This window comes from Paenibacillus sp. FSL K6-1096 (assembly GCF_037977055.1).
Classification (GTDB): domain Bacteria; phylum Bacillota; class Bacilli; order Paenibacillales; family Paenibacillaceae; genus Paenibacillus_AQ.
In genome coordinates, this window is sequence record NZ_CP150274.1 from 4,586,371 (window position 1) to 4,600,817 (window position 14,447).

The 14,447-nt window shown below is 53.0% G+C and carries 9 protein-coding genes; 7 read left to right on the plus strand and 2 right to left on the minus strand.

Going from position 1 to position 14,447, the window contains the following annotated elements; genetic code table 11:
• Window positions 1-97 precede the first annotated feature (97 nt).
• A complete protein-coding gene (locus MHI24_RS20310; RefSeq protein ID WP_340021346.1) occupies window positions 98-1,264 on the plus strand; it encodes a DUF4317 domain-containing protein in 1,167 nt (388 codons plus the stop codon).
• 86 nt (window positions 1,265-1,350) lie between these two features.
• On the opposite strand, the gene MHI24_RS20315 is transcribed toward MHI24_RS20310, so the two are convergent.
• Window positions 1,351-1,944 (minus strand): DUF4304 domain-containing protein, encoded by a 594-nt coding sequence (locus MHI24_RS20315; protein WP_340021347.1) that lies wholly within the window; start codon window positions 1,942-1,944, stop codon window positions 1,351-1,353.
• 145 nt (window positions 1,945-2,089) lie between these two features.
• On the opposite strand from MHI24_RS20315, the gene MHI24_RS20320 reads away from it, so the two are divergent.
• The 4 genes from MHI24_RS20320 (at window position 2,090) to MHI24_RS20335 (ending at window position 11,769) form a co-directional block, all read left to right on the plus strand.
• Entirely contained in the window at window positions 2,090-2,821 is a 732-nt protein-coding gene (locus MHI24_RS20320) for a hypothetical protein (protein WP_340021348.1), read from the plus strand.
• Between the two features lie 606 nt (window positions 2,822-3,427).
• Window positions 3,428-4,720, plus strand: a complete 1,293-nt coding sequence (gene ltrA / locus MHI24_RS20325; RefSeq protein ID WP_340021349.1) for a group II intron reverse transcriptase/maturase — start codon at window positions 3,428-3,430, stop codon at window positions 4,718-4,720.
• A 627-nt stretch (window positions 4,721-5,347) separates the two neighbouring features.
• The gene (locus MHI24_RS20330) at window positions 5,348-11,188 is read left to right on the plus strand and encodes an S-layer homology domain-containing protein (RefSeq protein WP_340021350.1); all 5,841 of its coding nucleotides are present in this window, start codon (window positions 5,348-5,350) and stop codon (window positions 11,186-11,188) included.
• Between the two features lie 158 nt (window positions 11,189-11,346).
• Complete coding sequence (locus tag MHI24_RS20335; RefSeq protein WP_340021351.1) at window positions 11,347-11,769, plus strand: NUDIX domain-containing protein; 423 nt, start codon at window positions 11,347-11,349, stop codon at window positions 11,767-11,769.
• A gap of 1 nt (window position 11,770) precedes the next feature.
• On the opposite strand, the gene MHI24_RS20340 is transcribed toward MHI24_RS20335, so the two are convergent.
• Window positions 11,771-12,712, minus strand: coding sequence for an AraC family transcriptional regulator (locus MHI24_RS20340; RefSeq protein ID WP_340021352.1), 942 nt, complete (start codon window positions 12,710-12,712; stop codon window positions 11,771-11,773).
• Window positions 12,713-12,854: 142 nt separating this feature from the next.
• On the opposite strand from MHI24_RS20340, the gene MHI24_RS20345 reads away from it, so the two are divergent.
• Together MHI24_RS20345 and MHI24_RS20350 are read left to right on the plus strand one after the other, a co-directional pair.
• Complete coding sequence (locus tag MHI24_RS20345) at window positions 12,855-13,880, plus strand: glycoside hydrolase family 88 protein (RefSeq protein WP_340021353.1); 1,026 nt, start codon at window positions 12,855-12,857, stop codon at window positions 13,878-13,880.
• 260 nt (window positions 13,881-14,140) lie between these two features.
• Window positions 14,141-14,425, plus strand: coding sequence for a type II toxin-antitoxin system RelE/ParE family toxin (locus tag MHI24_RS20350; protein ID WP_340021354.1), 285 nt, complete (start codon window positions 14,141-14,143; stop codon window positions 14,423-14,425).
• Window positions 14,426-14,447: the final 22 nt, after the last annotated feature.

Genomic DNA, 14,447 nt, shown 5'->3' on the forward strand with positions numbered 1-14,447 from the left:
CAGGCAGCGCTCCGGCCTCGGGGTTGTCTGGCGAAGGTTTTTACAATCGTATATACTGATTAGACCAATTCATTTCATAGGAGCTGTGTTCCAAGCCATGATCAAGAAAGAAGCCGCACATATACGCAAGCAGTTCAAGATGGACCATGATCAGCTGAACCTGTACGATATTCTGAACGTGTATATTATGAAGGATACGAATGAAATCTACCACTTCGAGCGCCAGCCGTTTGCCATGCTGGAGCGTGAGAAGCAGGAGCTGTATATGGGCAACTTCCGGAAGCTGCTGACCGGCGAGCTGGACCAGAAGCTGTTCGAGCTGAAATTCCTGAAGGAGGCGGAGGAGCCGTCGCAGGTGATGCTGCACCAGGGGCTGGTGACCGGGGACCCGGAGGAATGGCAGGACCTGATGCTCATGCTGGTAGACAAAATGCTGGTGGATGCCAAGTACGAGAAGGATACAGTCGTCACGTTCGTGCGGGGGCAATATTTCCGGCCGACTAAGGCGCGCAATGACGAAGCCGAGGAGACCGGCAAGGACGAGGTGTTTGCCCATCCGTTCATTCTATGCAGCGTGAATTCCACGGAGCAGCAGCGCAAGACGCTTCTGTTCGATTATGTGGAGCGGGAATTCAAGTATAATATCATGGTGGACCCGATTATTAAGCTGAGCACGCCGGAGCAAGGCTTTTTCTACCCAAGTGTGACGGACAACTACTCAGATGTGAACCGTGTCCTGTACTGCACAGGAAGCGCCAATAATCCGAACCCGCATTTCATCGAGCAGGTGCTGAATGCGGAGCGGTCGGTGACGGCGCTGGAGGAACGGTCTATTTTTGAGGAAATTGTTAAGGAAGTGGCCGGTGAACAAATCGATGTGGCGACCATTGCCCAGGTGTATGAGGAGATTCATCAGGTGATTGAAGATAACGCGGAGGAGGAAGAGCCGCCGAGACTCGATTACCGCGATGTGGAGCGTGTGCTGAAGGCCAGCGGGGTAGAGGATGTGACGGTGGAGAAGGTCGAACGCGCCTTCGAGACCATCGTGGACAACAAGCATTATGAGATGAAGGCCAGCAGCGTCATCCCGAAGTATACGACCAAGTCGATTAAGATTGACACGAAGGTCGCTTCGATCACGATCAGTCCGCAGGACCTGAGATATGTGCGGCAGGTGAATTACCAGGGCAAGCGCTGCATTATGATTGAGATTGAAGAGGATGCGGTGATTGAAGGCTTCACATTATTGACAGAGAACTTATAAAATGATTCGTATGACGGGCTATCCCGGTGTCTCTGAGCAGACCTGGGATAGCCCTTCTGTATGGTTACTGGGCTAATACGCTATAACTACAGTCCGTTCTCCGCCCAAATGGCCGCATACTTCTTCTCCCAGATCGCCCAGCGCGTCTCGGCCCCGTATTTTCCCTGGAGTTGCTTCAGGTATTGCTCTGCGGTCTCTGTCTCGCCTGCGCGGAGCAGGAACCGGAAGGTCTCCTCGCTGAGATGCAGCGCTGTGTGTTCCATATAATAATCGAGAATGTCTCTGGCACCGGTTAAGTTATGCATGAAGGCAAGCGCCTGGTCCAGGTGCTGCAGCAGCTCTGCAGTGAAGCTGTCCGTATCGGTATCCTCCGTTAAGGTGTAGCGGTCCGGGGCGGCGGGGACGATCTCCCTGATCCGTGAGGTGAAGTGGGAGGTGCCTGTGACAGATACGATGGATGACTTGCCCGCCTGCAGCTGCTCAAGCTCTGTAGAGTGAATAGTACAGTTCACATAGAAGCTGAGCTTGTCCCAGGAATTGCCCGACGATTTCTGAATATTGATGTTATAGATAAGCTGATCCTCAGTTTTCGTGAAATTCAGAGCTTTTTTACGATAGCCCCGTGCGGTTAAAAAAGGTTTCACGTCCTGTGTAATGATCTCCTTGAACACATCCTGCATGGAATGCCTCCTTCGTGTGCGGTGATATTAGATTGCCTGTGATAACCTGTCTGATGACAGTTATATTGTACTATAAACAGGATGAACTCAAATGTCTTCCTTTTGGGTAAAAATAGGTATAGAGGAAAGGAGAGTCTGTAGATTCATGAAAAACGTTAAGATTCTGTTGGCTGTATTCGGCTTCGCTGCCGTTATGGTGGTGCTGTTCGGGTGGGGCGGGCCTATTGTTCTGAAGTTATTCCTACATAATGATTACGCGAGGAGCGTTATCCTGCTGGTGGTGTTCAGTCTGGTGGTATTCGGCAAACGGTGGCACTGGTCGAATGGTCTGGTCTATATCATTGCCCTGTTCTCCTTCTTCGGCATGTTCATTGACTCGGCGGGCAATCCGCTCTATAACAAGCCGCTGGAATGGATCGTCTCGCCGTTCGGGCAGTTGCAGGTGGACCGGTATGTCACTAATTATGCGCCGGGACAATTCTCCATTACGGATAATGTGACCATTCTGAAGCCGGACGGAGAGGTCACCCGGTTCAGCACAATATGGCTATACCTGTACCGCTTGGCGCAGTATATGGTGTTTTACTCTATTATAGGCACCTTGCTTAGTGCGATCCGGGGCAAAAGGCCTGAGAGCCTGCCGCTCACCCCTACATCCGCAGCCGAGACGTTGACGCCGGAGATGGAGCAGCGGGTCGCGGCTGAGCTGAAGCGGCGGGAGGCCGCAGGCACAGCATTGAAGGTTGTGCCTGAAGAAGTCCAGGCACAGGTGCGGCAGCTTAAGCAAGAGGGTCAGCTCATCCCGGCAATCAAGCTCGTCCGCGGGCATACGGATATGTCCCTGGGGGAAGCCAAGCGGTATGTGGAGGGACTGTAACTGGTGGGATTAGAACACAAAGCCTATTCTGTTCAGTAAACAGAGTAGGCTTTTTTTGTTGTTGGCGTGCCCAGAGGCACGCATTATCTAGTTGGTGAAAGTCCAACCAAAGGAGGGACCAAGCCACCTTTGTAGCTAGGATGCTTGCGCATGGCGAAATCTGTGTGTAAAAGCGCATCGACAAAAGTACCGGTCAGAGACTGGGCGAGCAACAATCCAGGCCGCAACATGAAGTGAATCTTGCCGCGTCGTCAAAAAGGCCCTGCGAAGGGGAAGAGAGGATGCCGAGTCTCGAAACAATAGACGAAGGCCAAGGAAACTGTACAGAACTTGGAACAGCAGTGAAGAATCCTCCGGCGTATAGGGAACGGCATGGATTGAAAGATAATGCAGTGAACTGGGGAGACCCTCCCCCACACGGGAGAAAAAAATTTTTTTTTTTTAAGGAACCCGTAGAGAGACGCTCTATAAGTCCAGAAGACGAAGTGAACCGTCTGTGGGAAGGGAGTCCGAGGGGCTTATAGTACCGAAGAACCTAAGGACAACATAACCTTAGGGAGGGAAGGAGCCCTGCTTTGTTTACGCTTTTGGAGGAGGTACGAGTGAGTGAATGCCAAACGGCTAACGACACCCAAGGAAAAAGTTCAAGAACTCCAAGAAAAGCTAGGTCATGCGGCCAAGGAGAACAACAAGCGTAAATTCCACGCCTTGTACGACAAAATCTACCGGTGGGATGTGCTAGGCGAAGCCTGGAAACGGGTGAAAGCGAATAAGGGAGCCGCGGGAGTAGATGCCGTAACGCTCGCTGAAATCGAGAAACAGGGAGTGACGAGATTTCTCAAAAGATGTGAGCGAGAACTGAAAGCAGGCAGCTACCATCCGCAGCCGGTACGGCGGCACTATATCCCGAAGAAAGACGGGAAGCCAAGACCGCTAGGCATCCCCACCGTACGAGACCGAGTGGTGCAGATGGCAACTAAACTGGTGATTGAACCCATCTTTGAAGCCGATTTTAAAGAAGTCTCCTTCGGATTTCGCCCGAAGCGAAGTGCAAAAGGAGCACTGGAACGAATTCGGAAAGCCTGCAACCGCAAAGGAAATTGGATAGTCGACGTCGATATCCAAGGCTACTTCGACAATATAAATCAGGAGAAGCTCATGAAACTGGTACAGATGCGTATCAATGACAGGCGAATCCTGAAATTAATACGGAAGTGGCTTCATGCGGGAGTGATGGAAGAAGGAAAGGTACGGCGCTCCGATCTAGGTACACCCCAAGGTGGCGTCATCTCGCCACTGTTGGCGAATATCTATTTGAACTACTTTGACCGGTTATGGGAGAAACACGGAAGTAGGGTGGGAGAACTGACGAGGTATGCAGACGACTTTGTCGTGGTCTGTAAAACGAAAAAGGATGCCGAACATGCGTATGAACTCATCCGCAACATTATGGAACGTCTGGAACTCACGCTACATCCGACCAAAACCCGCATTGTAGGTCTGTGGACAGGAGACGAAGGCTTCGACTTCTTAGGAATGCACCACCGAAAAACGAAAGCAGAAACTTCTCAAGGGAAGGTGTACTATACCACCCAGCAGTGGCTAACGAAGAAGGCAGAGGAACGTATCCGGGGCGTGGTCAAAGACCGATTAGCACCGCCTGGCATGCGCTGGAAATCGTTTGAGGAACATGTGGAATGGCTCAATCCAAAGATACAGGGATGGAGAAATTATTACTACACGAACTACAGCCAAAAGAGGTTAGCGAAGCTGGATTGGTATATTATGCAGCGATTCACACGGTGGTATGCAAAGAAGAGAAATCGGAGGAGATGGATGAGTTCATTCCCGGAGGTCAAGTATATGGCCAATAAATGTGGACTAAAAACGCTATTGTAATCTGCATGCCCATGAATGACAAACATCGGAAAGCCGTATGAGGGAAAACCTCACGTACGGTTTGATGAGGAGGGGCTGGGTCATACCAGCCCTTTACTCTAGAGGAAACTATAGTTTCCTCTTGTTGTGGACAATGGATATGTAAATTTATGGAAAATAGTTCTTTGATTGATTCGAAGAGTGACTTTGTTGCTGAATGTATGTGAAAAACAGCATACGTTGTGCTCGTAAGCCATCACACGGCCTGAATGTATATGGAAAACAGCATACATTGTGTTCGTAAGCAGGCATACGGCCTGAATGTATGTGAAAAACAGCATACATTATGTTCGCAAGCAGGCACACGGCTTGAATATATGTGGAAAACAGCATACGTTGTGTTCGCGCAAAGGTAATCTTATTCATCCGTTAGGATGATTTCGTCCCGTTGTTTGTGATGCGAAAGAATAATGCAAGGACTAAAGATTCATTTGTATGAAATTTCAATATAATATTTTGACTATTTCGTTAAATGTTTTGCGAAAAATGTCGATAAACCACTCAGGGAAACCTGCTTCCCCGTTGTGGACCTCACTGCGGCGGAGTTGCTTATATTATAGAGGCTGTCATCCGACAAGGAGGAAAACAATGTTAAGAAAAATGGGGAAGATCGGGCTGGCGCTGGTGTTAATCATCGGACTGCTGCCCATGATGCCGCTCCGGGGCTATGCGTCTGTGCCGTCCTTCAATGAAGCGGCTGATTATGCGATTGAGGGTCCGGTCACTTACGGTGGGGGTCTTAATTTCTCCGGTGCCCAGGGTCTGCAGGATGGAAGCACGGCGGTTCTGATGAATAAGTACGTCTCTCAGGGGAACACCTACGTTGCATCCAATTTTCTGAGAGTATATAACAGCTCAGGGACGCTTACTACGGATGTCAATATGAGCAGCCTAATGGATACCTATTATAATATGACGAATGTCGGTATGCTTGCGCTGAATAACGGCAATCTGTTGGTGTTCTATGGTAAAAGCGATTCCGGTGATAAAAATCTGCAATTGGGTACCGTTACCGAGAGTACGCCCAATGCCTATTTCATGATCCTTAACAAGGCAGGGCAGAAGGTAACCGGCCAGACCAGACTCAACACCTTCAGCGCCGGCACTCTTCCGCAGCTTACACGCTTCATCTCTGCGGCGGAATTGTCGGACGGCAATATTGCTTTTACCTGGCAGAGAAATGACAACAAAAGTACGGTAACCCGTGTATTCACCCCTGCGGGCCAGCCGGTGACCAACGAGATTCTGCTGGTTGATGCGAATGCGAGCATGTCTTATGTGGCCGCCGGAGATGGCGTATACATGACCGCGTACAATTCGGGGCCCTCGAACGATAACATCTATCTGCAGTTGTTCAGCAACAGCGGAGTACCACTGAAAACAATTAATGTGGGACCAAGAACAGATGAGAAGCAGCTGCATCTGTCTGTGCTGAGTAACGGGAACTTCATGTTCGGCCAGTACAGATCGCAAAGCGACAACACCGCGGTTACCTTATATGATAACAATGGCGATAGCCAGGGAAGCTTCTCGGTAAACGGCGCTCTGAGCGGAGCAGCGGTCTACCGGAAGGGCGGCATCCCGGGTTTCGTAACCGTAAGTACGGATGCGGCGTCGAATCAGGCAATCAATGATGCGTATTATTCCGGCGGGGAGTGGACAGGAACCCAGTATGCTTACCTGAATTACTATGACAATGACGGGAATCTGGTCTTTACGACTGATCAGCCGATTGACTCCGGTTCGGTTGCGCTTCAGGGATATGATGCAGAGAACTGGATGTACGATGTGGAATATTATCCTGGGTTTAGAGTATATACGGCCTTCGGTGACAAGATTGTGTTCATCAAGACAGATAATACCGATGCCAGTCATTACAGAGTCACCGGGAAACTGTTTAATCAGGGAGCTGGTGCCTTAACGCCGGTTACTTTGCAGTCGGCAGTAGCTGACGGTACGCCGGGTGCTGTAACCTCGACGAAGATTGATCTGACCTTCGATCAGCCGATCACTGGACTGACGGCGGAGGATATCACGATTACGGATGGTACAGGCTCTGCAGTAAAAGGGGCACTGAGCGGAGGTGGCACTGCGTGGAGCATCGGGCTTAGCTCGGTGACTAAGGAAGGTGATGTCTCAGTGGCCGTAAATTCGCCAAGCGGATATACCGTAAGCGGCTCGCCGCTGACAGCGGCCGTGTCGCTGTTCAGGCCTGCGCCGGAAGATACTCCGACGGCAGTCATTGATTATGCGGCGGAGCAACTGACAGGCCTAACACCAGGCGCTGCTTATACAGTGAACAGTGAGCCTGTAACGGCAGACATTAACGGCAAGCTGGCTATAGATAGCAGCTGGCTGGGAGCGTCATTAAGCATCGTGAAAAAGGGTGACGGTTCGGCGACAGTCGACAGCGCGGCGCAGACACTGACTGTGCCTAGTCGTCCGGCAGCGCCAGTGAGTGTAACGGCGACCGATGAGACGGCGATTAATGCGGTAGATGGCGCATTGGTAAATGTGGATTCGGGGATGGAATACAAGTCAAGTGGTGCGGGAGTATGGACGGATGTGACGGGAACAACGGTGACAGGGCTTGCTCCGGGTACGTACGAGGTCCGTGTGAAATTGACGGCTGCGTCTTTTGTGTCGGAAGCGCATAGTGTAACGGTGAACGCCTATGTGCCAACGGTAGAGACTACCCCGGCGGCAGTCATTGACTATGCGGCGGAGCAGCTGACAGGGTTGGCAGCGAACGGGAAGTACACGATCAACGGCACGCCGGTAACGGCGGATGTAACTGGGAAGCTGGAGCTGGACAGCAGCTGGCTGGGCGTCACGCTGAGCATCGTGAAGCAGGGGAATGCTTCTACGACGGTGGACAGCGCGGCGCAGACGCTGGACATTCCAGTTCGTCCGGCAGCGCCAGTGAGTGTAACGGCGACTGACGAGACTGCGATCAATGCGCAGGATGGCGCATTGGTGAATGTGACTAACGCGATGGAATACAAGCGTGGAACCGCAGGCGAATGGATGGACGTTACAGGCACGACCGTGACTGGTCTTGCACCGGACACATATTACGTGCGTGTGAAGGCGACCGCAACGGACTTCGCTTCCGAATTGCAGAGCGTAGCCGTTGAGGCGTATGTGGCAGTGCCGGAAGCTATTCCGGCGGCAGTCGTTGACTATGCGGCGGAGCAACTGACAGGGTTGGCAGCGAACGGGAAGTACACGATCAACGGCACGCCGGTAACGGCGGACGGAGCGGGCAAGCTGGAGCTGGACAGCAGTTGGCTGGGCGTCACGCTGAGCCTCGTGAAGCAGGGCAATGCTTCCACGACCGTAGACAGCGCGGCGCAGACACTGACTGTGCCTAGTCGTCCGGCAGCGCCAGTGAGTGTAACGGCGACTGACGAGACTGCGATCAATGCGCAGGATGGCGCATTGGTGAATGTGACTAACGCGATGGAATACAAGCGTGGAACCGCAGGCGAATGGATGGACGTTACAGGCACGACCGTGACTGGTCTTGCACCGGACACATATTACGTGCGTGTGAAGGCGACCGCAACAGACTTTGCTTCCGAATTGCAAAGTGTAGCCGTTGAGGCGTATGTGGCAGTGCCGGAGATCACTCCGGCCGCAGGGATTGACTATACGGCGGAGCAATTGACCGGCCTGGTTCCGACCGGTAAGTATGTAATTAATGGTACGCTGGCAGTAACGGCGGATGTAACCGGGAAGCTGGAGCTGGACAGCAGCTGGCTGGGCATCACGCTGAGCCTCGTGAAGCAGGGCAATGCTTCCACGACCGTAGACAGCGCGGCGCAGACACTGACTGTGCCTAGTCGTCCGGCAGCGCCAGTGAATGTAACGGCGACTGACGAGACGGCGATCAATGAACAGGATGGCGCATTGGTGAATGTGACTAACGCGATGGAATACAAGCGTGGAACCGCCGGTGAATGGATGGACGTTACACGCGTAACCGTGACTGGTCTTGCACCGGATACGTACTACGTGCGGGTGAAGGCGACTGATGCTGCTTTTGCCTCGGCTCCGGTGTCACTGGCGGTCACGTCCTTCACAGCGAAGGCTGAGGCAACACCTGAAGCGGTTATCGATTATGCCGCTGAGACATTGACCGGTCTGGTGCCAGAAGGCTTATACACTGTAAATGGTGTCGTGGTCACGGCAACAGCGCAAGGGGTGCTGGTCATCAGCAGTGATTGGCTGGGAACCACGCTTAATCTCGTGAAGCAGGGCAACGGGGTAACAACCACCGACAGTGCCGTGCAGACGTTGAATCTCCCGGCCCGCCCGGCTGCACCTGTCGGTGTTAGTGTGACGGATGTGACCTACAAGGGGGCCAATGACGGTACTCTGCAGAATCTGAATGTTCAGATGGAGTACAAGGCAGGCAACGCAGGTCTGTGGACAGACATTACAGACACAACGCTTACTGGCCTTGCGCCGGATACGTATTACATCCGCGTGAAGGCAACAGACGGAGCCTTCGCTTCGGTTGCGGCTCAGGTTACCGTTCACGACTCTGATGCGGTCATTCCTGGGGCGCCAGAAGTAGCGGCAGACGATCAGAATAATACCATTACCGGTCTGGATACAAGCATGGAATTCGCAGTGGATGACGGACCCTACGTGCGGTATGACGGAACGAATCTGCCGGATCTCAGCGGTGACCATACTGTGAAGGTGCGGGTGGCGGCCAGCGGATCGGTTCCGGCGGGACCGGCAACGGCGCTGACTTTTACAACGAATATGCCTGTTCCTGCATCAGGGTTAACTGTAAGTGCCAGTGATCCGGACGGTGTAGCCAATAATGGCAAAACACAGATCACCGTTACTCCTGCACCTGCGGAAGGGAACAAGCTTCTGTATATGAATTTTGGAACGGGCAGCGTAATTGTACCTGAGGTTGGAGAGCTTCTGACGGGGTACACCCTTGTGGGCAATGATGGCCTGATTCCTGCAGAGGGTGGTGATACGCTTGGGATTGCAGAGGTTGACGCTGACGGCAGGGTAGTGAAGTATGGCAGCGTAATTGCGGCTGTAACCGCGTCGACACCTGTGACTCCGGGACCTGATCCGGTGAACCCCGGCAGCAGCGGTAATAACCCGGGCGGCGGAACGGTGCCAGGAAATACAGCAGGCAATGTTACCAGCGTCATCGTTCTTGTGAACGGTAAGGAGGAGAATGCGGGCACAGCCACCACAATAACCTCCGGCAATATCAAAATAACCACCATCGCCGTAGACCCGGCCAGACTGCAGGCGAAGCTGGATGCAGAGGGGAACGGGGCCGTTGTCACTATCCCGGTGATGCTGGATTCCAACATTATCATTGGCGAGCTGAACGGTCAGATAATCAAGAATATGGAGGATAAATCAGCTACGCTGGTGCTCCAGACCAGCCGGGGCACGTATACACTGCCGTCATCGGAGCTTAATATCAGTGCGTTAGCGGCAAGACTCGGAAACGGGACCAAGCTGGAGGATATCACACTGAAGATTACGATTGGCGAGTCTTCGGCAACGATGAACCAGGTTGTGACTGCTGCGGCAGGCAGAGGCGGCTTCGCGGTGGTTACGCCATCCCTGGACTTCTCTGTTACAGCTTCATCCGGTTCAGCAACTGTGGAGATAGACCGGTTCAAGGCGTATGTAAAACGGACAGTGACGCTTCCGCAGGGTATTGACCCGAACCGGGTTACGACGGGGATCGTTGTAGATCCGGACGGCAAGGTACGTCATGTACCAACCCGAGTCATTCAGCAGGGCGGCCAGTATTATGCCGAGATTCACAGCCTGACGAACAGCACCTATTCTGTGGTCTGGCATCCGCTAAGCTTCAAGGACATGGAACAGCATTGGGCGAAAAATGCAGTGAATGACATGGGCTCCCGCCTGGCCATTAACGGGGTGAACGAATCGACGTTCAACCCGAACGCTGACATCACCCGCGCAGAGTTCGCAGCCATTATCGTGCGCGGTCTGGGACTGAGGCTTGAAGAGGGCGCTGCGAAATTTGCAGATGTTCCGGCGGACAGCTGGTATGCAGCGGCGGTCGAAACAGCCTCACGGGAGGGGCTGATTAACGGCTTCGAGGACGGAACCTTCCGCCCGGATGCCCGGATTACCCGCGAGCAGGCCATGAACATCATCGCGAAGGCAATGAAGCTGACGGGGCTTGCTGAGCAGACAGGTACCGTTGATACAGCAGGTGTACTCGCAGCCTTCACAGATGCAGGCCAGGTGGGCGCTTGGGCGAAGGACAGTCTGGCGCTCGCTGCGAGAGCCGGCCTGATCACCGGACGCGGCGGCAGCAAGCTGGAGGCCAAAGCAAATGTCACCCGTGCAGAGGTGGCCGTGCTGATTCAGCGCTTACTTCAGAAATCTGATTTGATCGATTAACCAGAGCTACAAACATCCAAAAAGCGGATTCAGACGTTGAGCTGAGTCCGCTTTTTGCTGCACAAATGAAGCTACTCCGTCCGCCCAAGGCGCTTTATCCTGCTGAGGTTGCTATAATTGGCTGTAACAAAGTCTTTTATGAGAGGAGCAGGGGCTGGATGTTCATAGTTAACGTAGAGGCTGCAATCTGTAAGGAGGACAAGTGGCTTCTGATCACACGGAGCACCAAAGAAGAGCATGCCGGGGGAACCCTGGCCTTAGTAGGGGGCAAAGTAGACGCTGAAGGCAATACACTGGAGATCCTCGAACGGACAGTGAAACGGGAATGCTATGAAGAAGTTGGGATTGTGATCAGGGATGCGGTTAAGTTTGTGTATAGCTCCTCCTTCGTGACCGGGGATGGGCGGCATGTGATCAATATGGTGTTCTTATGTGAATATGACAGCGGGACAGCAACAATTAAGAGTCCAGATGAAGTTGAAGCCGTACATTGGTTAACCCGCGAGGAGATCATGAATCATCCCCTGGCCCCTCCCTGGACGAAGGAGAGCATCAGAAGAGTATCGCTGGCGGGAAAATAATTTACACCCATCCCGTAAACTCCTGAATGCTCGCCTTGGCCGACTGTGCCTCCGCTTGCGCACTCCTGCGCCATTCCTTGGGCGGGACGCCCATCAGCCTGGAGAAGCAGCGGTTGAAGCTGGAGATCGAGTGGAAGCCAACCTTCTCTGAGATGGCCAGAATGGACTGCTCTGTGCTTTTAAGCTGCTTGCAGGCCTCCTCGATCCGGGTGCTGTTCAGGAAGTCGAGGGGGGCGGTGCCCATCGTATCATGGAATTTGCGGCGGAAATGGGTGGTGCTCAAGTGGCACAGCCCGGCCAGGTCATCGATGGTCATCGGTGCCATATAGTTGCGGGTGATATATTCCAGCGCGGGGGCGATAGCGAAGTCACCAAGGAACGTAGGCCCGGCTTCCTGGCCGCTCAGCGCTTCCTGCGTGGAATGAATGCGGAGCAATTCAATGTACAGGGACAGCAATAAGCCGTAAGCGCTCTCCTGATAATAAGGCCGCTGCTGCTGCAGCTCCAGAACGATGGAGGTAGCCAGAGTATACACCAGCGGATAGCGCTCCCGGCTCAGAATACAGCTGTTTCCCTGCACGGACCACAGGTTCGGCTCGAAGTGGCTGTAGGCGCTTTTGAAGGAATGCTGAAACAGATCCTCCGGCGAGAAAAACAAATAAGACCACAAGCTGGCCTCTCCCGGCGAACTATACGTGGTATGGGGCAGATACCTGGGCAGAAAGGTCACATCACCGGCTGCAAAAGGCACAGCCTCACCCTTAATCTCCATCACCCCGCTGTCCGAATGGCAGATGCCGATCTCCAGATGGTTGTGGAAATGAAGATGCTCGCTCTTGATATCGGAGATTCTCCAGCGTTCGCCGCTGAGCAGCAGCACCGGGAAATGGAGCGGGAGGCTGTAGCGGCGGTATTCAATGACGGGCTTCTTGGCTCTGGGCATATTCGCGGCTCCTGCTCTCCTAAGATAGATGCTGAGGATAAATGGTCGAAACTGCGCAGTTTTGCTATGAATGTGCTTAGATGTTGAATATTTTACTGCTTACAATAGACTCTGTAAAGCGTTTACATGGGAGGGGATACATATGCTGCAAGTAGAGTATAACCGGGAGGAAATTCTGGACGTGATCGACAAGGTCACCCGGAAGACGCTGGCGATGGACTTGACCTGGGAATGGCCCTGCGGCGTAGCCTACTATGGGGTATCGCGGGCGTACCAGACCACCGGGAACCAGGAGTATCTGGACAGGCTGGTGCAGTGGGTGGAGGAATATATCGGGCTGGGGCTGCCGGACTGGACGGTCAACACCTGTGCTATGGGGCATATGCTGATCACCTTGTACGAAGAGACCGGAGAGCAGAAGTACTGGGATATTGTTATGAGCAAAATCGGTTATCTCCGCGGCTCGGCACTGCGGTTCGGAGAGAATGTGCTGCAGCATACGGTATCGGTGTCGAACGACTTCCCGCAGCAGGCCTGGGCGGATACGCTGTTCATGGCGGCGTTCTTCCTGCTGCGTGTAGGCTGTAAGCTGGAGGACCAGGAGCTGATTCAGGATGCGCTGAACCAATATTACTGGCACATCAAGTACCTGCAAGACCCCGCCACCGGACTCTGGTACCACGGCTACAACCATCTGAAGCAGGACCATATGTCCGGGCTGTATTGGGGCCGGGCGAATGCCTGGGGCGCGTATACGATGTCACAGGTGAAGCCGCTGCTGAAGGAGTGGTATCTGTATCCGCAGTGTATGGATGTGGAATGCTCCTTGCGTGATCAGCTGGCGGCGCTGAAGCTGGTGCAGACGGAGAACGGCCTGTGGCGCACGGTGCTGGATGATGAGGAATCGTATGAGGAGGTATCGGCTTCCTGCGGGATTGCGGCGGCAATGGTGAATAACGGTAATCCACTGCATAGCAAATATGTGCAAAAGGCACTGGCCGGCATCCTTGCGAACATCACCGCAGACGGCCGGGTGCTCGGCGTATCGGGCGGCACGGCCGTCATGAAGGACCGCGAAGGCTACCGCCAGATCCCGAAGGACTGGATTCAGGGCTGGGGCCAGGGTCTGGCATTGGCCTTCTTGTCTGATCTGCTTGCTGCACATTGATTCAAGCGGGGAGCATCCTTGGATTAGGATAAGCTCAAGACCGGGAAAGGCCGGGCTTGGGCTTATTAGTGTAATAACACATAGTTATAGTGAAATCCTGCAAGAAATGCAACAATCCTGCCCCATAGAAGCGGTCTATCCCAGAAATCATGCACGAAATGCAACAAATCCAGCGCTAATTTGCCCTAAACACCAAAAATTGTGCAAATCATGCAACATTGTACTTCAGCCAGTAATAGATGTTAGAGGAATCCTGCAAAATGTGCAACAATGCTCTCTACAAGCGGCCGCTGAGAGAAGGAATTAGCGATGAGCTTGCTGCACCGGATGCGGCTTATCAACTATTGGACAAGCTCGATCAAGCTATCTCCAGGCTAAAATCATTCCCCTTCTTCGGGCCAGTTACACGCAACATGAATGGACTGAAAGATGAATATCGTTCACTGATTGTGGAGAATTACATAGTCTTCTACTTGGTGCTGGATGATATTATTGAAATTAGAAGGGTGCTTCATGGAAAACGCAAGGTTGAAGATCTGATGTAATATAAGTCTACCGGAGGAACGT